General features: G+C 38.7%; 25 protein-coding genes and 1 pseudogene. 10 read left to right on the top strand and 16 right to left on the bottom strand.

The genetic code is table 11. The annotated features are described in order from the left end of the window. The 10 genes from V5N63_RS04520 to V5N63_RS04475 form a co-directional block, all read right to left on the bottom strand. Positions 1-320, bottom strand: a 320-nt coding sequence (locus V5N63_RS04520; protein ID WP_332032985.1) for a Plug domain-containing protein, incomplete at its 3' end; no start/stop codon positions are given. Positions 321-461: 141 nt separating this feature from the next. Further along, on the bottom strand, positions 462-1,856 hold the full coding sequence (locus tag V5N63_RS04515; protein WP_332032984.1) for an APC family permease: 1,395 nt from the start codon (positions 1,854-1,856) through the stop codon (positions 462-464). 26 nt (positions 1,857-1,882) lie between these two features. Beyond that, positions 1,883-3,769, bottom strand: coding sequence for an ABC-F family ATP-binding cassette domain-containing protein (locus V5N63_RS04510; RefSeq protein WP_332032983.1), 1,887 nt, complete (start codon positions 3,767-3,769; stop codon positions 1,883-1,885). 59 nt (positions 3,770-3,828) lie between these two features. Continuing rightward, positions 3,829-4,692, bottom strand: coding sequence for a glycoside hydrolase family 25 protein (locus V5N63_RS04505; protein ID WP_332032982.1), 864 nt, complete (start codon positions 4,690-4,692; stop codon positions 3,829-3,831). Positions 4,693-4,769: 77 nt separating this feature from the next. Then, a complete protein-coding gene (deoC, locus tag V5N63_RS04500) occupies positions 4,770-5,513 on the bottom strand; it encodes a deoxyribose-phosphate aldolase (RefSeq protein ID WP_332032981.1) in 744 nt (247 codons plus the stop codon). 5 nt (positions 5,514-5,518) lie between these two features. Next, complete coding sequence (locus V5N63_RS04495) at positions 5,519-5,989, bottom strand: Lrp/AsnC ligand binding domain-containing protein (protein WP_088467903.1); 471 nt, start codon at positions 5,987-5,989, stop codon at positions 5,519-5,521. Between the two features lie 21 nt (positions 5,990-6,010). Then, a complete protein-coding gene (locus V5N63_RS04490) occupies positions 6,011-6,964 on the bottom strand; it encodes an endonuclease/exonuclease/phosphatase family protein (protein ID WP_332032980.1) in 954 nt (317 codons plus the stop codon). Positions 6,965-7,029: 65 nt separating this feature from the next. After that, positions 7,030-7,704, bottom strand: a complete 675-nt coding sequence (trmD, locus tag V5N63_RS04485) for a tRNA (guanosine(37)-N1)-methyltransferase TrmD (protein WP_332032979.1) — start codon at positions 7,702-7,704, stop codon at positions 7,030-7,032. Beyond that, positions 7,701-8,963 carry an NAD(P)/FAD-dependent oxidoreductase gene (locus tag V5N63_RS04480; protein WP_332032978.1) on the bottom strand — a complete coding sequence of 421 codons (1,263 nt, stop codon included), beginning with the start codon at positions 8,961-8,963 and terminating at the stop codon, positions 7,701-7,703. The genes trmD and V5N63_RS04480 overlap by 4 nt, the downstream gene beginning before the upstream one ends. 95 nt (positions 8,964-9,058) lie before the next feature. Next, complete coding sequence (locus V5N63_RS04475; protein ID WP_332032977.1) at positions 9,059-9,415, bottom strand: T9SS type A sorting domain-containing protein; 357 nt, start codon at positions 9,413-9,415, stop codon at positions 9,059-9,061. Positions 9,416-9,538: 123 nt separating this feature from the next. On the opposite strand from V5N63_RS04475, the gene hemB reads away from it, so the two are divergent. Continuing rightward, positions 9,539-10,531 (top strand): porphobilinogen synthase, encoded by a 993-nt coding sequence (gene hemB, locus V5N63_RS04470; protein ID WP_332032976.1) that lies wholly within the window; start codon positions 9,539-9,541, stop codon positions 10,529-10,531. An 86-nt stretch (positions 10,532-10,617) separates the two neighbouring features. Here hemB and V5N63_RS04465 read toward each other — a convergent pair whose 3' ends face one another. The 5 genes from V5N63_RS04465 to V5N63_RS04445 all read right to left on the bottom strand — a co-directional run bounded on the left by V5N63_RS04465 (position 10,618) and on the right by V5N63_RS04445 (position 13,333). Continuing rightward, positions 10,618-10,911: a TM2 domain-containing protein gene (locus V5N63_RS04465; RefSeq protein ID WP_088467908.1), complete on the bottom strand. Its 294-nt coding sequence runs from the start codon at positions 10,909-10,911 to the stop codon at positions 10,618-10,620. Positions 10,912-10,981: 70 nt separating this feature from the next. Then, positions 10,982-11,491 carry a nitroreductase family protein gene (locus V5N63_RS04460; RefSeq protein WP_332032975.1) on the bottom strand — a complete coding sequence of 170 codons (510 nt, stop codon included), beginning with the start codon at positions 11,489-11,491 and terminating at the stop codon, positions 10,982-10,984. Positions 11,492-11,524: 33 nt separating this feature from the next. Next, entirely contained in the window at positions 11,525-11,974 is a 450-nt protein-coding gene (locus V5N63_RS04455) for a hypothetical protein (RefSeq protein ID WP_332032974.1), read from the bottom strand. 91 nt (positions 11,975-12,065) lie between these two features. After that, on the bottom strand, positions 12,066-12,809 hold the full coding sequence (gene rlmB, locus V5N63_RS04450; RefSeq protein WP_332032973.1) for a 23S rRNA (guanosine(2251)-2'-O)-methyltransferase RlmB: 744 nt from the start codon (positions 12,807-12,809) through the stop codon (positions 12,066-12,068). 53 nt (positions 12,810-12,862) lie between these two features. Beyond that, positions 12,863-13,333, bottom strand: coding sequence for a DinB family protein (locus V5N63_RS04445; protein ID WP_088467912.1), 471 nt, complete (start codon positions 13,331-13,333; stop codon positions 12,863-12,865). A gap of 263 nt (positions 13,334-13,596) precedes the next feature. Here V5N63_RS04445 and V5N63_RS04440 point away from each other — a divergent pair, with 263 nt between their 5' ends. From V5N63_RS04440 to V5N63_RS04400, 9 genes are all read left to right on the top strand, one after another. Beyond that, positions 13,597-14,601 carry an AAA family ATPase gene (locus V5N63_RS04440; protein WP_332032972.1) on the top strand — a complete coding sequence of 335 codons (1,005 nt, stop codon included), beginning with the start codon at positions 13,597-13,599 and terminating at the stop codon, positions 14,599-14,601. A 145-nt stretch (positions 14,602-14,746) separates the two neighbouring features. Continuing rightward, complete coding sequence (locus V5N63_RS04435) at positions 14,747-15,610, top strand: DUF58 domain-containing protein (RefSeq protein ID WP_332020607.1); 864 nt, start codon at positions 14,747-14,749, stop codon at positions 15,608-15,610. Between the two features lie 38 nt (positions 15,611-15,648). Next, complete coding sequence (locus tag V5N63_RS04430) at positions 15,649-16,545, top strand: hypothetical protein (protein WP_332032971.1); 897 nt, start codon at positions 15,649-15,651, stop codon at positions 16,543-16,545. Beyond that, on the top strand, positions 16,545-17,549 hold the full coding sequence (locus tag V5N63_RS04425) for a vWA domain-containing protein (protein ID WP_332022960.1): 1,005 nt from the start codon (positions 16,545-16,547) through the stop codon (positions 17,547-17,549). Before V5N63_RS04430 ends, V5N63_RS04425 begins: the two co-directional genes overlap by 1 nt. Before the next feature lie 24 nt (positions 17,550-17,573). Beyond that, on the top strand, positions 17,574-18,581 hold the full coding sequence (locus tag V5N63_RS04420; RefSeq protein ID WP_332022962.1) for a vWA domain-containing protein: 1,008 nt from the start codon (positions 17,574-17,576) through the stop codon (positions 18,579-18,581). A gap of 89 nt (positions 18,582-18,670) precedes the next feature. Beyond that, entirely contained in the window at positions 18,671-19,414 is a 744-nt protein-coding gene (locus tag V5N63_RS04415) for a tetratricopeptide repeat protein (RefSeq protein ID WP_332032970.1), read from the top strand. After that, on the top strand, positions 19,414-21,150 hold the full coding sequence (locus V5N63_RS04410) for a BatD family protein (protein ID WP_332032969.1): 1,737 nt from the start codon (positions 19,414-19,416) through the stop codon (positions 21,148-21,150). Before V5N63_RS04415 ends, V5N63_RS04410 begins: the two co-directional genes overlap by 1 nt. Before the next feature lie 43 nt (positions 21,151-21,193). Next, on the top strand, positions 21,194-21,790 hold the full coding sequence (locus tag V5N63_RS04405) for a MarC family protein (RefSeq protein WP_088467918.1): 597 nt from the start codon (positions 21,194-21,196) through the stop codon (positions 21,788-21,790). Between the two features lie 11 nt (positions 21,791-21,801). Further along, positions 21,802-21,996, top strand: a complete 195-nt coding sequence (locus V5N63_RS04400) for a hypothetical protein (RefSeq protein ID WP_088467919.1) — start codon at positions 21,802-21,804, stop codon at positions 21,994-21,996. Positions 21,997-22,007: 11 nt separating this feature from the next. On the opposite strand, the pseudogene V5N63_RS04395 reads toward V5N63_RS04400, so the two are convergent. Continuing rightward, positions 22,008-22,369, bottom strand: a pseudogene (locus V5N63_RS04395) (diphosphomevalonate decarboxylase); the annotation flags it as partial.

Below are 22,369 nucleotides of genomic sequence, written 5' to 3'. Positions count from 1 at the left end.
CCAAAACTGTCCTGCGAATTTCCCCGGGATGAGGTGATGTACAAGCCATTTACATTCTGAAGAACTTCACCCAACTGTTTCGCCTGTTGCTGCTCGATTACCTCGTGAGTAACAATTGCAATAGGCTGCGGATTCTCCATCACCGTAAGATTCGATTTAGCAGTTAGTGCCTTTGCTTTGTTCGGATTACCGGTTTTATGAAGGTTTATATCTTCAATTTCCTGAATCCTGATGGTATCATTAACCGGATCGAATTTCATTTGCGCATTTGCTGACATGCTAAGCAATAAGACTCCCAACGACAATATCTGCTTTTTCATTTACAAGTTTTTATTTAGAATGAATTAAAATAACGGTGCAAATGTAAAAAAGCCCTCGGGAATTACAAAATCTATTTTGAATTATTCTAAATAAATTCCAATACCACTGTTTAACTGTTTGAAAGTGAATGAATTTGTTTATTACTGATTTTTATCATTATCGCTCATAAATAAGATTCCAGCTCCTATGAAGAGGAGATTTACGATAAAATACATCATTCCGTTCGGTGCAGAAGCAGTACCGAAAAGCACCACCACAATTCCCAATATCGCAATTACAGACATGGTAAATTTAAAAAAACGGTTGCCGGAAAACACCTTTTTTTTGAAGAGTCTGAACAACCCAATGAAAAGCGCACCATTAACAAGGTAGATAAATACAATAGGAATTGCAGAAAGATCAAAATTCCGGGCCGTAAAGTACGGATGCGTATTGGTGATATAATAAATAATGATATAAAAAATAATAATTCCCAGTCCTAAAAAAGCGCTGTTTACAGGCATTTTTGTTTTGGGTTCGATAACATCCAGGTTCAGGAATTTTCTGGATTTTTTAAGATTCGCAAACTGGTAAGGTACACGGATTGTCGCTAAAAGCAAACCATTTGAAGTTCCCAAAACCGATACGATAATAAAAAGCTGCATCAACAAAGCTCCGGAATCTGACGCGATTTTGCGCGAAAATTCGGTGATATAGGTATCTTTCAGCTGAACTATCTCCTCACCGCTCATCCTGAAAACAATTCCCATGTAATACGAAATATAAATAACCATCACAGCGAGGGTTCCTAAAATCAGGGCTTTCGGAAGGTTTTTACTTGAATTTTTAATTTCACCGGAAATCTGTGTCGCGATATACCAACCGTCGAAAGCAAAAGAAATCGGGATAAAACTCGCAGCGATCAAAAATAATAAAGACTGATTTTCCCTAACATTTTCAGCAGCGTAAGTGAAGTTGTTTGCTTCTTCGACATCACCTTTCACCAAACTTAAAATTCCCAGAGAGGCAATAAATATCAACGGAAGCACTTTCAAGACTGTCGTAAACTGCTGAAAGATTCCGCTGCTTTTCGGTCTGAAGATATTGAAGGTAAAAAAGATTAGCAGGTTTACAAAACCAATGAGCGCAAAATGCAGTGTGGTAGGTTCAAAATTCAAAAATTCTGCACAGAGATGCGCAATATAAATGCCGGAAACTGTAAATAAAACCGCAGTCAGCAGAGGATAAAAAAGACTCAGATACATCCATCCTACGAAATATGCAGCTTTTTCACCGAACCTGTAATTCACGTAACTCAGGATTCCGCCGTCTTTGGGGAGCAACTCCGCGTAATTTGCCATAGAAATTGCCCCGAAAACTACGCTTACTCCAACAATAATAAATCCTACAAGTCCAGCAAGAATATTTCCTTGGGTAGAAAGAAGTACATCATCAACTTTAAAGAAAATACCGGAACCGATGACCTGGCCAATAACCATTGAAATTGCTGTGAACAGGCCGTATTTAGCCTCGAGTTTCTGTTCCTTTTGCATCATTTGAGATTGAGTTTTGTAATAATATGTTATTCCTGCAGTTCCAGCCAGCGCGTTTCAAGTTCGTCCATTCTGTCAGAAATTTTTTCTAATTCTGCAGAAAAAACCGAAATTTTCTCGTAATCAGTTTCATTATTAAGTTTTTCGAGAATCTCCGCACGTTTTTCTTCCAGTTCAGGCATTTCTTTATCAATCATTTCGAGCTCGCGCTGTTCTTTAAAAGACAGTTTCTTTTTAGAATTTATCGTCGCAACGGATGCCGCTGGCGTGGTTTCAGCCTTTTTTGTCACTTCCCGAACCTCAACCTGAGTTTTTTTATTCTGATCCTGACTTTTAGCCTCGCGATATTCCGAAAAATTCCCGACAAAATCTTTAATCACACCATGGCCTTCAAAAGCCAAAACGTGATCTACAATTCTGTCCATAAAATATCTGTCGTGCGAAACGATAATTAAACTCCCCTGAAATTGGAGAAGGAAATTTTCCAAAACCGTTAATGTGGGCAAATCGAGATCGTTCGTCGGCTCATCGAAAATCAGGAAATTTGGGTTTTGGTAAAGGACATACATCAAATGCAGCCTTCTTTTCTCGCCACCCGAAAGTTTAGAAATCGGCGAATACTGCGTTTGGTCATCAAAGAGAAAAAGCCTCAAAAACTGTGATGCAGAAATGGTTCTCCCGTTGGCCAAAGGAAAATTTTCACCAATTTCCCTGATGAAATCAATTACTCTTTCTTCTTCTTTATACTGAAGACCTTTCTGTGAAAAATAGCCGAATTTAATGGTTTCTCCAGTTTCAATTGAGCCGCTGTCGTAAGGTTCAAAACCCTGAATGATATTTAAAAGCGTGGATTTACCCGCACCGTTTTTGCCCACAATTCCGACTTTTTCGCCGCGCTGAAACTGATAACTGAAATTCTTAAGCAAAACTTTATCACCAAAACTTTTAATGATATTTTTGAGCTCCAGGATTTTATTCCCAAGACGTTTCATTTCGAAATCGAGTTCCAGTTTCTCTTTTTTCGTATTGGTTTTCGCTACCTTTTCCGTTTCGTAAAAATCATCAATTCTTGACTTCGATTTTGTGGTTCTGGCTTTTGGTTGTCTGCGCATCCATTCCAACTCTTTACGGTACAGGTTTTGAGCCTTATCGATGGTCGAATTTAAGTTTTCTTCGCGGATGATTTTATTCTCAAGATAGGTCGCATAACTTCCGTTGTGGAAATACAGATTCTGGTCTTCCATTTCCCAGATTATATCGCAAACTGCATCGAGAAAATACCGGTCGTGAGTCACCAAAAGCAGCGTTACCATTGCTTTTGAAAGATAATTCTCGAGCCACTCAACCATATCAACGTCGAGGTGATTGGTTGGTTCATCCATAATCAACAAGGTGTGACGATGTTGGGCGCGAGTTTCAACCAGAAGTTTTGCAAGCGCAACTCTTTTGATCTGCCCTCCGGAAAGAGTTTTCATTTTCGCCTGTAAATCAGTGATTTTCAATTGCGTGAGAATCTGACTCATTTCATTTTCCAAATCCCAGGCTTCATGAATTTCCATTTCATTTAAAGCTTTATCCATATCATCGGCATTTTCGGTTAAAAGCGCGTGATGATAGTTTTTTAAAGCCATAATGGGCGGAGAATCCAGCGTCATCATAAATTCTTCCACATTTAGTTCGCCTTCAAAATCGATTTCCTGATCGAATAATACAACCTGAATGTCTTTATTAATAATTACACTTCCGGAATCTGCGATTTCTTTACCCATTAAAATTTTAAGCAAAGTCGATTTCCCGGAGCCGTTTTTGGCAACGATGGCAATTTTGTCGCCTTCGTTGATGTTGAAGGAAATATCTTTGAATAAAACTTTTAAACCATAGGATTTGGTAAGGTTTTCTGCGGAAACGTAATTCATTATGAGTTGTTGTTGCTGTTAAATGCTGTTTTGAGAGTGCGAAAATACGATAATTGCACTTAATCGAGCGTGAGTCTTTTTAATGACCAAAGACTACCGTTGTACACATCAATATCCACCTTGGTGTTGATTCCGTAGACGATTCCTTTTTCGGTGAACTGCCAGAAATCCCACTTTCCGTCGGGCATTGGCTGCGGAACATCATTGTAATTGGCGATCCAAAGCGGATAATCATCAAATTCGCCTTTCAGGAAGTCTTTGTAATAATGGTAATAAGTATAAATGATTGGTTTTTTGCCATATTTTTCTTCTACAATGCGGCACCAGATCTTTAAATCTTCTACGAGTTTTTCGTTCGATTTTCGTCTTGGTATTTTTTCAATATCGAGGACTGGAGGCAAGTCGCCCTCTTCCAGTTTTACATTATCTAGAAAATTATTAGCCTGACGCACAGGATCTTCATCGGCACGGTAAAAATGGTAAGCCCCACGTATGAGCTGATGCTTTTTGGCCAGCTCCCAGAATTCATCGAAATGCCTGTCGGCACTGCGGTTACCCATCGTAGCACGCAATACCACAAATTCTATCGGTATGGCGCGGTTTCCGATGCTTAAACTGTCCCAGTTGATATCTTCTTTTCTTTGGTAATGGGACATATCGATCCCGAAAGTTTTATCGGCATAATCTCCAATAATTCGATTAATCCGCTGTTCTTCAAATTCGGTGTTCGAAAGCTTTTTATGCTCGAATTTATTAAAATACATGGCATAGTAAAAAGCGATTTTTTCTTTTAGATAAAACCCCGTACCAAGTAATGCCAACGCCAGAATCAACAGGAGAATCTCTCTTCTCAAAAGGAAATTTCTTCTGCGTTTTTTGTGGATTTTTTTGGAAACTTTTTTCCTGACAGGTTTTTTTGGCATAGAACTGCAAAAATAGGATTTAAACATAAAAAAATCGCACCTTATGCGCGATTTCCTTATTGTTGGATTTATATATTTTAATATCCGTCCTGCGCTTTTTCGTTTGAAATCAAAGCTTTTGCTGAAGAAGTTCCGATTCGTCGTACGCCCATTGTAATCATTTTTTCAGCATCAGCCGGGGTTTTTACTCCGCCCGCAGCTTTTACGGAAAGTTTTCCGGAGTTTTCAAGCATAAGCTTTATTCCTTCGAAAGTAGCTCCGTTTGGTTTACCGTTTTCGTTAGGATAAAATCCTGTGGAAGATTTTACAAAAATATTCTGGAGATCACTTTCATCAAAATTTTCTTCAGCCCAAACTCTCATATTTTTAGTTATATCAACAATCTGCTCATCGGTTAAAGCAGCGATTTCGATAATCCATTTTACGATCTTTCCGTTTTTCAGCGCCAGTTTGGTGCCTTCTACGAATTCGTTTTTCACCAAATCGGTATTTCCAGCTTTGAATGCTTCGTAATTAATTACATAATCCAGCTCATCAACCCCGTGGGCAATTGCTTTTTCGGCTTCAGCAAGTTTATCTGAAGTGCTGGCTGTTCCTTCATGAAAACCAATGACTGTACCTACTTTTATCTCTGAATTTTTTGATTTCAGATAATCTTTAATTTCCTTCACATAATCCGGACGGATCATTACTTCAAAAAAATTATTCTCAAGAGCTTCATCGGTAAGCTGATACACTTTTTTCAATGTTTCTTCTTCTGATAAACCAGCCTGCTGGGGAGTTTTAAGATAAGTAGAATCTAAATATTTATTGATTTCCATTGTTATTATACTTTCAATTGTCGGTTAATACTTTGCTCCAAAGATATGAAAGTCTCGGTTCGCGTTACGCCTTTGAGTTTCTGAAGTTTGTTAAGAATTTCCATCAAATGATCGTTATCTCTGCACAAAACCTTCAAAAAAATGGTGTAATTACCTGTGGTATAATGCGCTTCCACCACTTCATTCACTTCTTTCAAAGCCTTCACTGCATCATGATAATAGCTTGGCTGATCCAGAAACACGCCGATATAAGAAACCACTTTGTAGCCAATTTTTCTGGGATTCAGAAAAGAAATGGAGTTTTCAATCACCCCTGCCTGCTCCAGTTTTTTAATTCTCTGGTGAACGGCAGTTGTGGAGATGCCAACATTTTTAGAAATATGCGCCAATGAGGTTTTTGCATTGTCCATCAGCATGTAAATTATTTCTTTATCTACGGAATCAAGGTGATAACTCGAGTTTATTGCGCTTTTCATATATAGTCTATGTATTCTTTATTATGTTGTTGTGAATGCGGTTAGCACCGGGAAATGATCGCTGTAACCTCCCAGATATCTGCTTCCTGCGTATGTTCTGAACGGTCTGCCGGCAAATTTCTTATCCCAGTTGCTTAATTTATAGTGGTTGAAAATTTTTGCCGAACTAAAATTCAGCGGAAAAGAAGTCTCGAAAAACTGCTTTGATAAGAGAATTTGATCAAAAAGCAAGCCGTGCTTATGGTGATAAGTTGAATAATTATTGTTCAGATACAAATCCAGAAACGGGTTTTCAAGCAATTTATCAGATTGATCGTCATAAACAAGATTTCTTACATTATCATCATCCGGATTTTCATTAAAATCGCCACAGATAATAATCGCCTCGTTTAAGTCGGATTTTATTTCGATCACTTTTTCACGAATATCATTTAGGATAAACTCACGCTTTGGCTTGTTGATATTTTTTTCTCTTTTTGACGGAAGATGAAGCACAAAAACATTGATTATTTCACCGGAATATCTGAATTTACATCTTAAAATATCGCGCGTTGTATCGTAATTCGCGGGATTATTATCTTTAATTTCAAAAAAATAAGTGATAGGTTCTGATAAAATGAGTTCGAGTTTTTTTTTGTCATAAAGTAGCGCTACATCTACTCCCCTTTCATCCATAGAATCATAATGCATTACCTCATATTCTGAATTAAAAGGTGCCATAGCTGCGAGTTCGTCCAAAGGCGACTGCCCCTGGATTTCAGAAAAACCAATAATCATTGGCAAAGCATTTTCTGCTTCACGAATCAGCTCGAAAACCTGGGCAACTTTCTGTATTTTATTCCTGTATTTTCTTTCGTCCCAATTTCTTAAACCAGACTGGGTGGGATCTAAGGGGTGTACCGCCGGCGGATCCGGAGAAAATAAATTCTCTACATTATAAAAAGCAACCAGTTCCTGCACTACACGATTTACCATCAGCAAATTTATCTCCCTGTTTTATTAGAATTGTAAATTTATAAAAAATATCGATTATGAATGAATTATTCTAAAAGATCGGGTCTTTTTTCCTGAGTTATTTTTACCGATTCCTCATGCAGCCAGTCCTGAATTTTCTGAAGATTACCGCTGAGTAAAATTTCGGGTACCTTAAGGCCTTTATATTCAGCAGGTCTTGTGTAAATAGGTGGTGAAAGAAGGTTATCCTGAAAACTGTCGGTCAAGGCACTTTGTTCATCATTCAGAACTCCCGGAAGCAGTCTGATGACGGAATCTGCCAAAACACATGCAGCCAACTCTCCTCCGGTTAAAACATAGTCGCCAATGGATATTTCTTTGGTAATATGAAGTTCGCGAACCCTTTGATCAATCCCCTTGTAATGCCCACAGATAAAAATAAGATTGGTTTTAGTTGAAAGACTGTTCGCAATTTTTTGGGTTAAAGTTTCCCCATCGGGAGTAAGATAAATCACCTCATCGTAGGTTCGCTGTTCTTTCAGTTCGGAGATGCAACGGTCTAAGGGTTCAACCATCATTACCATGCCGGCACTTCCGCCATACGGAGCATCATCTACCTGGCGGTGTTTCCCCAAACCGAAATCGCGGAGGTGATGAAAATAAACTTCTGCCAAACCTTTATCAACTGCTCTTTTCAGGATAGACGTTTTGAACGGACTTTCCATGAGTTCCGGCAAAACACTTATAATATCGATTCTCATTGCTCGGTATTGTTCTTTTTATTTGGGATAATAATGAGGCGCAGTGAAGAGTCCTTATTCAGATAACTCCACATCCAGTTAAAGAAAATGGCGATTTTGTTTCTTACGGAAAGAATGAGCATTAAATGCAGAAACATCCAAAAATACCACGCCAAAAAACCCTGAAATTTAAAACCCGGCAAATCGACTACAGCGCGGTGTTTACCGATGGTAGCCATGCTGCCCCGGTCAGTATATTCATATTCTTTCCAATCATTCTCTGATTTTCTCAGAAAATTTCTGCCAAGGTTTTTCCCCTGGTTAATGGCAACATTTGCCACCTGGGGATGTGCCTGAGGGTATTTTGGCGTTTCCATATATGCTATATCGCCGATAGCGTAAATGTTTTGGTAACCTAACACACGATTAAACCGGTCTGTTTTATAACGGTTTCTTATCATTACATCAGGGTTCAGTCCCTCAATGATATTTCCTATTACACCAGCTGCCCAGATGACGTTGTTGGAAGCAATTGTTTTACCGCTTTTCATATATACTTTATCCCCGTCGTAATCGGTTACAAATTCGTCGCTCATAAACTGTACGCCCAATTCTTTTAGATATTTCTCCGACATCTGCTGAGATTCTTCACTCATCACACTTAACGGGGTGGTGGTAGAACTAACAAGAATTATATTGAGGTTATCGAAGTTCATGTGAGGATAATCGCGTGGCAGGATATCTTTTTTCATTTCAGCGAAGGCGCCGGCAAGTTCTACACCAGTGGGGCCGCTTCCTACAATTACGATATTCCAGTTTCCATCGTCGCTTCGTTTGCGTTCAATAATCAGTTTTTCGAAAGCGAGGAGAACATGATTTCTGATTGCGATAGCTTCCTGAGTATTTTTCATCCCGAAGGTAAGATGCTCCATCTTTCCGTTTCCGAAAAAATTGGTTTTACATCCTGTGGCAATCACTAACTTATCATAAGTAAACTCTGCATCTTGGGTAACGATCTTATTCTGTTCCGGAAGAATTTTTTGTACATCCGTCATTCGGTATTGAATATTTCGGGACAGCTGAAAAATTTTTCGGAAAGGAAAAGAAATATTACTGGGCTCAATACGACCGCACGCCACCTGATAAAAAAGAGGCTGAAACATGTGATGGTTTACTTTATCGATCACAATCACCTTTTTTCTCTTATTGTTCAGTGATTTTGCGAGCTGCAAACCTGCAAATCCCCCGCCAATAATAACTATTTTTTCGCGTGTTTCCATTTCAGCAAAATTAGGGATTTTTTTACAGTTAAGATTTCCCAGACGTATAAGAAGACACAAAAAATCCTGAAAGTTAATTTTCAGGATTCGAATTTTTATTGTTTTACGATTTGTGTAACTTTCTGTGTGTTGTCGCTCATGGTATAGCGCATCAGATACTTTCCAGGTCTTAACCTGTCGAGTCTTATCTCTGCCGAATTTTTATTAAGGGTATAATCTGCAACTTCCATCCCGAGAATAGAATAGAAGGTAACGGATTTTATTTTTAAAGAAGCATCTTTAGATTTTACAACAATAAAATCCCGGGCAGGATTAGGATATGCTACCATCACTGCTTCCTCTGGTTTCAGAGAAGCTGCTATCGGTTCTTTACTAACAGACTGTGCGGAAATTTTTTCCGAAAAAACTGTTAAACTGCCGATTAATATGATAGAAAATAATAATTTTTTCACCTTATAGAACTTTATATTTATAAATATCCTTACAAATGTAAGAAATTGAATTTTATTTTAAGAGCTTTTTTTGTAAAACTATAATTAAATTTGCATGTTTAAATCCAAATACCATTCCAAAACATGATTATATATTCTAGAAACCGCAGATTACGAACCAACGCCACCATTAGATCCCTCGTGCAGGAAACAGTACTCACCACCAACGATTTGGTAATGCCGATTTTTGTTATGGAAGGTTCAAACACGCAGGAACCTATTCCGTCAATGCCGGGAATCTACCGCAGAACCCTTGATCTTACCGTGAAAGAATGTCAGGAATTATACAGAATGGGTGTAAAAGCAGTAAACCTTTACATGAAAGTTTCTGAAAATTTAAAAGATAACAAAGGCACTGAATCCTGGAACAATAATGGTCTGATGCAGACGACAATCAAAGCCATTAAGGACGCTGTTCCGGGAATGATTGTAATGCCGGATGTTGCTCTGGATCCCTACTCGATCTACGGACACGACGGAATTATTACCAACGGAAAAGTTGATAATGACGCAACAAATAATGCTCTGGTAAAAATGTCGCTTTCACACGCTGAAGCCGGAGCAGACATTTTGGCACCCAGCGATATGATGGACGGCAGAGTTGCCGCTATAAGAACCGGCCTTGAAGAAGGTGGTTTCACCGATGTTGGAATCTTAAGTTATGCCGCAAAATATGCGAGTTCTTTTTACGGACCATTCAGAAAAGCATTGGATTCTGCACCAAAGGAAAATGCCGATATTCCAAAAGACAAAAAAACTTACCAAATGGATTTTCACAACTCCCGTGAAGCCATGGATGAAGTGCTGAAAGATGTTGCTGAAGGCGCCGACATCATCATGATAAAACCAGGAATGCCTTATCTGGATATTGTGGCTAAAGTTCGTGAGGCAATCGACTTACCAATTGCGGTTTACAATGTGAGTGGCGAATATGCGATGCTGAAAGCTGCTGCCCAAAACGGCTGGCTCGATAATGATAAAGCAATTATCGAAAGTTTAACCTGCATCAAAAGAGCAGGAGCAGACATGATTTTCACTTACGCAGCAAAAGAAGCGGCGATACTACTTAATCAGTAAAAATTTAAGTTTTTTAGCGTCCGGTTTGCTGAAAAATCAAAAAAATCTTTCAAATTATTTGAAAGATTTTTTTGATCACTAAATTTTTAAAACCATGTTTTTCTGCCCTGAATATATGTCCGGTCGAACTGCTCATCGCTCATGGTAAGATAAATAATTCCCTCGATAAATGGAATTACAGTGGCGATTCCGCACGTTACAATATTCAGAACAATCTGGATGATTCCCTCGTTGATGTAACCCATATAAAATTTATTGGCACCAAAAGTTCCGAGTAAAATCCCCAACAATCCTGCTGCGAGTTTCTTTTCTGAGCGGTAATTTCGGTTACTGAAGTTTTGGTTTTGGGATTCGGGGTCGTTGTAGCCGTAAGTTTCCATTGATTAAAGTTTTTATGATTAATTGTTTGGAAATCAGTCGGCCTGCCAAATAAAAAGTTACAGCTTTAATTTATATTTTTCCTATATAAAACAATCCGTAACACTTTTGATTCTCTTCCAAATTTAAAAATTCATCAAGATGTTTAATCATTCCTGGGCTGCTCCAGTAGCTGCCAATTCCGTGTGCGGTGCAGGTAAGATACATATTCTGAACCGCCATCGCTGTAGCAGCAATCTCTTCCCATTCCGGGAGTAACCCACTGAAATTCACAGAAATTGTAACAATTACATTTGCTTTCGCTGCTTTTTCAGAGATACTTAAATATTTTTTTTCGAGAAAATGCTGCGGTGCAACTGTATTTTTATAAATCTCGGCCAGTTTTTCTCCCAACCTGGTTTTTTCTTCACCTTTAAATATTTTAAAACGCCACGGTTTGGTACGTTTGTGATTTGGAGCGAATGTGGCGGAGCGAAGGATCTCATCCAGAATTTCCAGTTCTATCTCTTCGCCAGTATAATCCTTTGGAAAAATACTTCTTCTGCTTTCAATGATTTCCTTTAATATTTCTGCTTTTCCCATTAAATAATTACCTGTGCTTTTTTATATTAACTCTTACATTACATTTTCGATGGTCTGGGCAATATTGTTCAGTACAAATGAGTCGCCCGCTTTTTTTCCGAATAAAATTTTTGCCATGGGACTTTCCTCAGAAATTGCATAGAAACGGTCGCCTTCGTAGAAAAATTCGCCCAAAGAAACCGAAATATAAAATCGCGCTTTATTCGTAAAAACCAGAGATCCTATCGCGACACGCTCCGTAGAATTATTCAGGACTTTGGTCATGTTTCTTTGCAGATCCTTAAGTGAAGCCAACTGTTTCTGCATCTGGTAAATCTCTTCCTGCATTTCCTCGCGGATGGAATCATACTTTGGAGTTTTCTTGATTTCACGGCTGGCTTCCAGAGTAAAATCAAGAAACTTTTCGAGTTTTTCTATCTTCCCCCGAATTATTTCTTTTACATAATTGCGCACCTCGCTTTTTGAAACCGTACTGCTCCGCATAAACTTCTAATTTTTAATAAAGTTAAAAATTCTTTTGAATTCAAATTTGATGCTAGCCTATAAAAACTGAGAGATACTTGAGTTAAACAGGTTATATCGGCATTGCGATTTTCTGGCGAACCGCTTCATATAAAATAGCGCCGCAAGCCACAGAAACGTTAAGCGACTGTGTTTTACCTTCGATCGGAAGCTTAATTTTCTCATCGGAATGATGTAGAACTTCTTTAGAAATTCCGGTTTCTTCATTTCCCATTACTATTGCACAGGGCTGAGTGAAATCTACATCATAAATAAGTTTCTGCGCCTTTTCTGTAGCCGCGAAAACCTGTACACCCGACTGCTGAAGAAAATCTACGGTATGCGCCAGATTTTTTTCTTTGCAGATTTTCAGGTTATAAATTGCGCCTGCAGAGGTTTTTATCGCATCAGAATTTATTGGCGCTGCGCCTTTTTCAGGCAAAACAACGGCGTGAATCCCCACACATTCTGCTGTCCTGCAAATCGCACCGAAATTTCTTACATCGGTTAACCGGTCCAAAATCAAAATAAAGGGAGTTTTTCCTTCTTCAAAAAGCTGCGGAAGCACATCTTCAATCTTCTCAAAAGGAACATCTGAAATAAAAGCGACCACGCCCTGGTGATTTTTCCTTGTAAAACGGTTGAGTTTTTCTACCGGCACATAATTCGGGCGGATCTTATGTTTCGACAAGAGCGTTTTGAGTTCCTGGTAAATCTCGCCCTGCAACGCATTCTGCAGAAATATTTTGTCTATGGTTTTTCCGGCTTCTATTGCTTCCATCACAGGTCGCAAACCAAAAATAAAGTCGTCTTTCATTAAATTGAATGTATGGAATAATTAAAAATTAACTATCCGGGTTGATATAGGTTTTAAAATTTTTCGCCAATAATAGCTCTTTTCTGGGCCATAACGTAACCATAATGTAAGGTCTCGTGCATGTTGTTGAAAATAATTGCATCCTGAATATTCTTCAGATCCAACCCAAAACTTGTGGTGTAAGGTGTATAATCTGCAAAGAAATCTGCATCGTAATCTTTCATTAAAATTTTTGAGGTTTCTGTAAGCAGAAATGCCAGATCATCAACTTCAGACTGCTGCACATTGAGGTTCGGCAGTGTGCCCTTTTTATAGGTTTCAATCCAGTATTTATCGATTCTGAAGGGATTTCCGCTAAGATAATAACACAGCAGCTGTTGTGTCGCTACCGTGTGCGCGATATTCCAGTAAATATTATTGTTAAAACCGTCGGGAATCAGCATCAAATCACTGTGCGATGTATTCTGAAGAATTTCCAGAAGATTTCTGCGGACCTGCCTGTGGGCCTGAAAATGATAGTTCATTTTACATTATTTTAATCCTCAAAAATAGGGTAATTAACTGAAAGAGACAAAAATGCATTTTCCGGGGAAAAAGCATTTTAAAAGATTCTAAAAATATTTATTTAAAAAATGCTTCAATTTGTAATCACGTATTAACAATTCGAATTCCTTCACCAATCTTTTGTATAGAGGGTTTAACAAAACTTTAACTCATTCTTGGCACCAATTATGTTGACTGATGAGGGTATTTATCAGAAATTTACACATTAAATTTTAAAATCACTATGTCAGAATTACATCAGGCCGAAGATATAAGACAGCTCACCGAAAAAGTAAGAGAACAGAATTACTTTTTCACCCTCCTGAAACAGGAAATCAACAAAGCAATTATCGGACAGGAATATATGGTAGACCGTTTATTGATCGGTCTTTTGGGCAACGGCCATGTTCTTTTGGAAGGTGTTCCTGGTTTGGCAAAGACACTGGCGATTAAAACACTTTCAGATGCTGTGCAGGGCGATTTTTCACGGATTCAGTTTACACCGGATCTTTTGCCGGCAGACGTTGTGGGAACCATGATGTACAATATAAAAGACAACGATTTTACTATAAAACGCGGACCTATTTTCGCCAATTTTGTACTCGCTGACGAAATTAACCGTGCACCTTCGAAAGTACAGTCGGCACTGTTGGAAGCCATGCAGGAAAAACAGGTAACCATCGGTGACGAAACCATGCCTTTACCAAAACCTTTCCTGGTTTTAGCGACACAGAACCCAATTGATCAGGAAGGAACTTATCTTTTGCCGGAAGCGCAAAGCGACCGTTTTATGCTGAAATGCACCATCAGTTATCCGGATTTCGAGGATGAAAGAAAGATTATGAAAATGGTAGCCACATCGCATCAACCGGAGATTAAACCTGTGATATCGCTCCACAATATAATGGAAGCGAAAAATCTTATCAACCAGATTTATCTTGACGAAAAAATTGAGAAATACATCCTAGATATGGTTTTCGCAACCCGAACACCGGAAAATTATGGTTTGGCAGAACTTAAAAATTACATCAGTTTCGGTGCGTCGCCAAGAGCATCCATCAACCTGGCAATCGCTTCCCGTGCGATGGCTTTCCTGAAAAACCGTGCTTTTGTACTTCCGGAAGATGTGAAGGAAATCGCAAAAGACGTTCTGAGACACCGGATCGGACTAAGTTTTGAAGCGGAAGCTGAAGAAATTACTGCCGATGAAATTGTAAACAGAATTTTGGGGAAAGTACAGGCTCCCTAATTATCGGGATAAATCCTAAAATAAGTTTATAGCCCCGATTGAAGCGGCATCCTTTTGCGAAACGAAGTGGAGCAAAAGATACAGCGGAAAGCGGGACCGCAGATCAAAGAAAAACAAAATCTTCGGGCTCCTGAAAAAAGAAATCATGCAGATTAAAGACATCATCAAAAAAGTAAAACAGATTGAGATTCGGACTAAAAAAAAGTCGGAAGCAACGTTGATGGGTCAGTATCACAGCGCATTTAAAGGTCAGGGAATGACTTTTTCTGAAGTAAGGCCTTACCAGTTCGGCGACGAAATCCGGAGAATCGACTGGAATAAAACCGCCCGCTTCCGTGAACCTTTCGTGAAGGTAATGGAAGAAGAGCGCGAACTTACGCTGATGCTTTTGGTGGATATTTCTGCATCGATGGATTACGGCACCAAAACCCAGCTGAAACGTGAATTTGTCGCAGAAATTGCCGCAAGTTTGGGTTTTTCAGCAGCTGGAAACAATGATAAAGTCGGCCTTATTTTATTTGCCGATAAAGTTTATAAAGTTATCCCGCCGCAAAAAGGAAGAAAGCATATTCTGGCTATTATCAGTAATATTTTAACTGCAGATTATGTTCCTTCGGAATCGAAAATTGATGGTGCGCTGCAGTATATGATGAATATCTTCAAGAAAAAATCGCTGGTTTTTATGTTTTCGGATTTTGAGGATGATTACGATTTAAAGGTTCTTCGCGTGGCTGCACGAAAACACCAGCTTCTTGGAATGCGTATTTACGATGAAAAAGACAGCGAAATTCCGGATATCGGATATGCGCTCTTTCAGGATTCCGAGACAGGGAAACAGGTTTGGGCAAACACTTCCAGCGCAAGATGGCGTTATGAATTTGCAGAGAAACAAAAACAGAAAGTTCGCAGCGTAACCGAAGATTTCGAAAATTCTGCCGCCAGTTTTATGAATATCAATACCGGCGAAGATTATTCGAAATTCCTTTATCAGTATTTCAGAAAACGCTAATCAATATTCAGAAAGTTTATAAAAACAGAAATCAGATTTTGAAAAAAAAATATTTTATCTTATTTGCCCTTTTCAGCGTTCTGGCATTTTCGCAAACGCTGGGTTCACGCCTCGAGAAAAAGACGTTAGCACTTGGCGAAGTTGGTCTATTCCGGGTTAATATTTCAGATCTACAGGGAAAAGATGTGATTTCTGCGCCTAAAAATGAACTGTTGCCATTTCATTTTGAAGAAATTAAAGACAGCATCAGCAAAAGACCCGATTTCTACGAAAGAGTAATTGAATTTGCCATTTTCGAAGAAGGAAAATATACGATTCCCGCGCTCGATTTCAATATTGGCGGGCAGCTCTACCACACCATTCCTTACGAAGTTGAAGTCATCAATACCGCTCAGAAAGGTGATGAAATCAACGACATCATGAAAAACAAAGAGGTAAAACTTGATGTTAAAGATTACTGGGAACTTTACAAATGGTATATTTTAGGTTTGCTGATTTTACTGGCTTTAATCTTCATTATTTATTATTTGGTTCGGTATGCGAAACGCAGAAAAAATTCGCCGGCGGTAATGACCAATCAAACGCTGAAAGAGCTCGAAACTCTTAAGAAGAAAAAATTTATTGAAAACGGAGATTACCGGTCTTTCTATGTAGAATTAATTGATATTTCCAGAAATTTTATCACCAAACAGTACAAAATTCCTGCGGATGTTCTGTTGACGGATGATTTAATTGATGTGATGAAAACGAACAATACCATTTCGCCAGAAAACGAAAAAATTGTTGAAAATATATTTTTGCGAGGTGATTTGGTGAAATTCGCGAAGACGTTTCCGGACCAGCCTACCATGCAGACAGACTTCAATGATATAAAAACCTTTGTAAAACGTTCTTCCAAAGATTTGGAAGACGAACAATTAAGAACAGGCGTATAATGACATTTGATTTGCTTAATTTAGAATTTTACAGTCCGTGGTTTTTACTGCTGTTCGCCGCTTTCATTCCTTTAATCGTTTTGGATTTAAGGAAGAAAAAACGAACAGGAATTCGTGTTCCCACCATCCGAAACATGCAGGAAAACAAGGGAATTCTATTTGTTCTTTTTCTTCTGAAAATTTCAAAGTACATCATACTTTCGGCATTGATTATTGCGATGGCACGCCCGAGAACCTTCACGATTTCTCAGGATAACGACGACAGTAAGGGAATCGACATTATGCTTTCTGTGGATGTTTCACTCAGCATGCTCGCTAAAGATTTAGAACCCGACCGCTTAACGGCACTGAAAGGAATTGCCAAAAATTTTATCGAAAAAAGACCCGGCGACCGTATTGGCCTCGTCACCTATTCCGGCGAGGCGTTTACCAAAGTTCCTGTAACTTCGGATCATGCTGTTTTGCTCGAGGAACTTGAAAACTTAAATCCACTGGAACTGCAGCCCGGAACCGCAATTGGTGAAGGACTTTCGGTGGCGGTGAGCCATTTACGACACAGCAAATCGAAATCGAAAATCATTATTTTAATGACCGATGGCGTGAATACGATTGAAAATGCAATGCCGGCTCAGGTTGGCGCTCAACTGGCGAAAAGCAACGATATAAAAGTATATTCCATCGGTATAGGAACCAACGGATATGCGCTGATGCCAACAGCAACCGACATTTTTGGCGACTTGATTTTCAATGAAACCGAGGTGAAAATTGATGAGCCTGTGCTCCGTGAAATTGCACAAACAACCGGTGGAAAATACTTCCGCGCCACATCCAACCAAAGTTTGGAGCAGGTATATGAAGAAATTAATCAGCTTGAAAAATCGGAACTTAAGTCCACAAAACTTTATAACTATCAGGAATATTTCAGGATTTTTCTTTGGATTGCCCTGGCAGTTTTATTACTCGATGCGCTGCTTCGGTGGGTATTTTATAAGTTTTTAAGTTGATGAGAAAAGAATTTGAACACTAATATGAATTGGTATTTAGGAAATAACTGGTATTTACTCTTGCTGCTGCTCCTGCCGCTGCTCGGGATTATTATTGCTGGATACACAAAGTGGAAAAACCGCAAGAAAACCGTATTTGCGGAAGCCAGATTCCAGGAGGAACTCTTTGAAAAGAAAAGCGGATTTTCCAGATTTTTTCCAGTGTTATATTTAATTGCTACCCTCTTCCTGATTCTTTCCATCGTAGATTTACTCAGCGGTACCGAGGAAGTGAAAACCAGGCAGAAGATGAACAATGTAATTTTTCTTCTTGATGTCTCCAATTCGATGAATGCACAGGACGTGGAACAAAACCGCTTAACTCAAGCCAAAAACATCATCATCAACACGATGTTTAAGATGAAGAATGATAAAGTTGGAATTGTGGTTTTTGCCGGTGAATCTGCTTCAATAATGCCTTTGACCACGGATTTTACCGCTGCAGAAACTTATATCGGAGGAGTGGAAACCAGTGTAGTAAAAATTCAGGGAACTGATTTTTTAAACGGAATGAAAACCACTGCAGATAAATTTAAAAACGTCGCAAAAGGTTCGCGTAAAGTTGTTTTAGTTAGCGACGGTGAAGATAATGAAGGAAACGAGAAAGCAGCCATAAGACTTGCAAATAAAGAAGGAATTCATGTAGTTTCTGTGGGAATAGGAACTGAGGAAGGCGCGCCGATTCCGGAATATGTTTTCGGACAGCTGATGGGGTATAAAACTGATCTGACCGGTCAAACGGTGATTTCTAAACGACAGACAAATGCGCTGAAGAATATCGCTGAAGAAACCGGTGGAACCTATATTGATGGCAATAACCTTGACGATGCCACCTCGCAGATTATTGATGCGCTGGCTAAAACATCTTCATCATCTGAAACATTGGTGAAATCCCAAAACGCCATTCATTATTATCAGTATTTTTTAGCCATTTCCATATTTCTTTTTCTTTTAATTTTTCTCTTAAATCCAAAGAGAGAGTTTAATATTTAACTAATATTCAGGTATTTCGGTCTATATTTAACCGAATTTTAACAGAAACACCTACTCGACTTAACATTTAAAGAGATAATTTTGCAGTAATGAATCGCAATTTACTTTTCACCTCCATATTATTAATTTTTTGCACTGTCTTTTTCTCGGCACAGAAGAGTTACAACACCCTTGTTTTTGAAGGCAATAAGAATTTCGATAAGAAGAACTACGAAGCTTCTTCATCAAAATATATGGAAGCCATTAAGGTTAATGAAAAAGATTTCAGCGCACACTATAACCTCGGCAATTCACTTTATAAAAGAAAAATGTTTGCAGAAGCCACTGCGGAATACGAAAAAGCTGAAAAATTAGCTACAACGATTCCGGATAAAGCTGCCGCACTTTATAATTTGGGCAATGCTCACATGCAGACAAATAATTCGAAAAAAGCAGCTGAATTTTACAAACAGGCTCTGAAACAGGATCCTTACAACGAAACCATCCGCAAGAATTACGAAATCGCGATGCTGAAGGAAAAAGAAAAGCAGGAAGAGAATAAGCAGAAAAATAATTCCGGCGGCGGTGGCGGAAACGACAAAAACCAGGACAAAAACCAGGGCGATGAAAAAGGCGACACGCCACAAAGCCAGTCCGGGCAAGGGCAGCAAAACAAAGGCGAAGGCGAAGGCGACGATCCCAACAAAAATAAAAACGACAACTCCGGCAAATTACCTAAAGACCTTGAAAATTCAATCCTTAACCGTGTAGAAAATAAAGAAAGAGAAACCGCAAAAAGGATTCTCAATAAGAATTCCTATTCGATGCCACAAAGCAACGAAAAGGATTGGTGATGAAAAAAAGAATTCCATACATATTATTTCTTTTCTCGACGATATTAAGTTATGGTCAGGTAACTTTAGCTGTATCTGAAGTGAAGGATCAGAAAGTAAACCAGCCGTTTAACCTAACCGTTTTACTCGAAATTGCCGGCGAAAATATGCAGCAGGAAACCCCGCTCAGAATGCCCGACACTTCAAAATTCGATATCATCGGGACCGCATCTGAGCAAAACACAATTGTTCTCGATGCCAAAAAAGGTAATGTCTTGAATCAGATGGTTTACCAGATGGTTCTGAGTCCGAAGCGTGCGGGTAAGGTTACATTCGGATCTGTACTGGTCACCGTAAACGGTAAAATTTACAAGACCGAGCCTTTCGAAATTAATGTAAGAGAAAACGATAAAAAATCTTCAGTTGCTGCGACTTCCAATTCGGATGAAGTGTATCTCAACATGGAGGTAAAGGATAAAGAGATTTATAGAAACGAACCTACCATAGCAGTTCTGCGCGCCTATAGCCGGGATTACAATAATTTCAGAAAAGTTGGTAACATCCAGTATCCACGAGATAGAAATATCCGAATTAAACCAGTGAGTTTTGCGAAATCTGAAATCGAATCCCATTCAGATATTGCATCGCAGGTTATTGCCGTGTTTATGATTTTTCCATCAGAGACCGGTTCTGTTGATGTACCGCCAGTTTCTGCCTCAATTTCAGGTTCTTCAAAGGAAGAAAAAATAACCTCCAATAAAGTAAGGCTCAATGTAAAGAAACTTCCATCGGGAATGCCCGTGCATTTTAAAAACGCCGTCGGTAATTTTGCTGTTTCTGTGGCAAACAACAGCTCAGTTGAAGTTGCGGAAATCGACAAACCTGTAAACATTTCGATACAGATTTCAGGATCCGGGAATTTTGGTACGCTCCATTTACCAAAAATGGTAAATTCTGCAGATTATGTGTTTTTTGAACCTAAAGTTTCAGTAAAAACCAATGCAAAAGACAACAGACTAAATGGCATTTTGAAAGCAGATTATGTTGTAATCCCCAAGCGGCCGGGACCGATCAGCATCAATTTTGAGAACTTTTCTTACTTCGATCCTGAGACTAAAAAATATGTTGATTTGGGATCTCAATCTATCGCATTAAACGTAAAAACACCGCAACAGATTGCAGACTCTAAAACGACGCTTGAAAAAGTTAACGATTATACCAATAACGTTCTGGAAACCGTAAACACCCCGGTTCTGCAGACTCATAATTTAAAAATAAAAGATAAAAGCAGGATTAACTGGAAAATTGTTTTCGGAAACTTGGCTTTAATGGCTGGACTACTTTCTCTCTTCCTTGTGATAAAAAAGAAAATGACCCACCGCAATTTAAAACCGGTGATCACCACAAAGCCAATCACTACTATCGCCGAAACAGAGGAATTGATTCGCAATAAATTGAGCGTTCAGTTTGATGACAATATTAAATATTTAAAAAAACTGGCTGAAAATAAAGATTTCTCGAAATTTATTTCGGTATACGAAGAAATAAATGCCGACACCAAAGAAAACCTCGGCCTTCTTACCGAATCAGATTTAAAAAAATACCTGGAAACACATAAAGGTCAGAAGTTTGCGGACGAATACAGAGCACTTTCAGAACAAATTCTGGTCGAAAAATACGCGCCATATCATTCCGATGAACATATCGATGAGCTTTTAAAATCAATTGTCAGAATATATTCTCAGATTAGACAATAATCAATTAATTTTTCTATTTTTGCGAAATTAATAATTTTAAGAAATGCTTGACTCTTTCTCTTTAAAAGAAACGCTTACCACTACCATGGTTCTTTTTGCTGTAATCGATATTGTAGGCTCAATTCCAATTATTGTCACTTTAAAGCAGAAATTTGGGCATATTGAATCAGAAAAAGCCGCGATTGTATCGGGTATCCTGATGATTTCTTTTCTTTTTATCGGAAATAAAATTCTTAAATTTATTGGCGTTGATGTGAATTCGTTTGCAATTGCCGGTGCTTTTGTAATCTTCATCATCGCAGTGGAAATGATTCTGGGCATCGAAATTCAGAAACACCATGAAGCAAAATCGGCCTCCATCGTTCCCATTGCATTCCCACTCATTGCAGGTGCCGGAACACTTACCACTACCCTTTCTTTACGTGCGGAATATCATGATATAAATATTATTTTGGGAATCATCCTCAATACAATTTTCGTATATTTGGTGCTGAAATCGGCGAACTGGATCGAGAGGAAGCTGGGCGACGGAACCCTTCAGGTTTTGCAAAAAGTTTTCGGAATTATTCTTCTTGCGATTTCGATTAAGCTGTTTACAACTAACTTTGCACAGTTGATCACCACTTACGTTAAATTTTAAAGACCCATAAAATGCATCTTTTTTATAAAATATTCTTAGTGTTATTCGTAATTTTCATTGGCTTCAACCTGTACGCAATGGAATGGCAACTGGGCTTCTGGCACGAAGAAAACGCTAAATTCATTTTATCAATTTCCGCAGCAATTGTGGGAATTCTGGTAGTTTTTGTAATGCACACCTTGAGCAGGTTTGCTGCAAAAAAGTAATTTTCCGGGATTTAAAACCTCATCACATCCTTCACGACACCGTTATTTTGAGTAAACTGTAAAAGCTCTTTTACAATAAATTCCTTGATTTGGTCTTCGTCCTTATCGGCCGGAAATAACAAATGAACGTTTGCACCCGCATCCAAGGTGAAAAACAGCGGCAATCCGATGTCTTTACGGAAGTCCCAAATTTTATTGATAACTGCCAGCGTGCCCGTTTTCATAAGGATAAACGCAGGATCACTCATCATCATCATGGCGTGAAGCGTTAGTGCTTCGTGTTCTACCAGCTTAATGAAATTCGGCATATCACCGTTTTTCAAGATCATTTTTAAAGCCGCAAAATTTTCGTGCGCTTCCTGAAATCTTCTTT

Origin of the sequence: Kaistella sp. (assembly GCF_032060305.1) — a bacterium.
Taxonomy (GTDB): domain Bacteria; phylum Bacteroidota; class Bacteroidia; order Flavobacteriales; family Weeksellaceae; genus Kaistella; species Kaistella yananensis.
The sequence above is the reverse complement of the archived record's forward strand: the minus strand, read 5'-3'. Positions and strand labels throughout refer to the sequence as shown.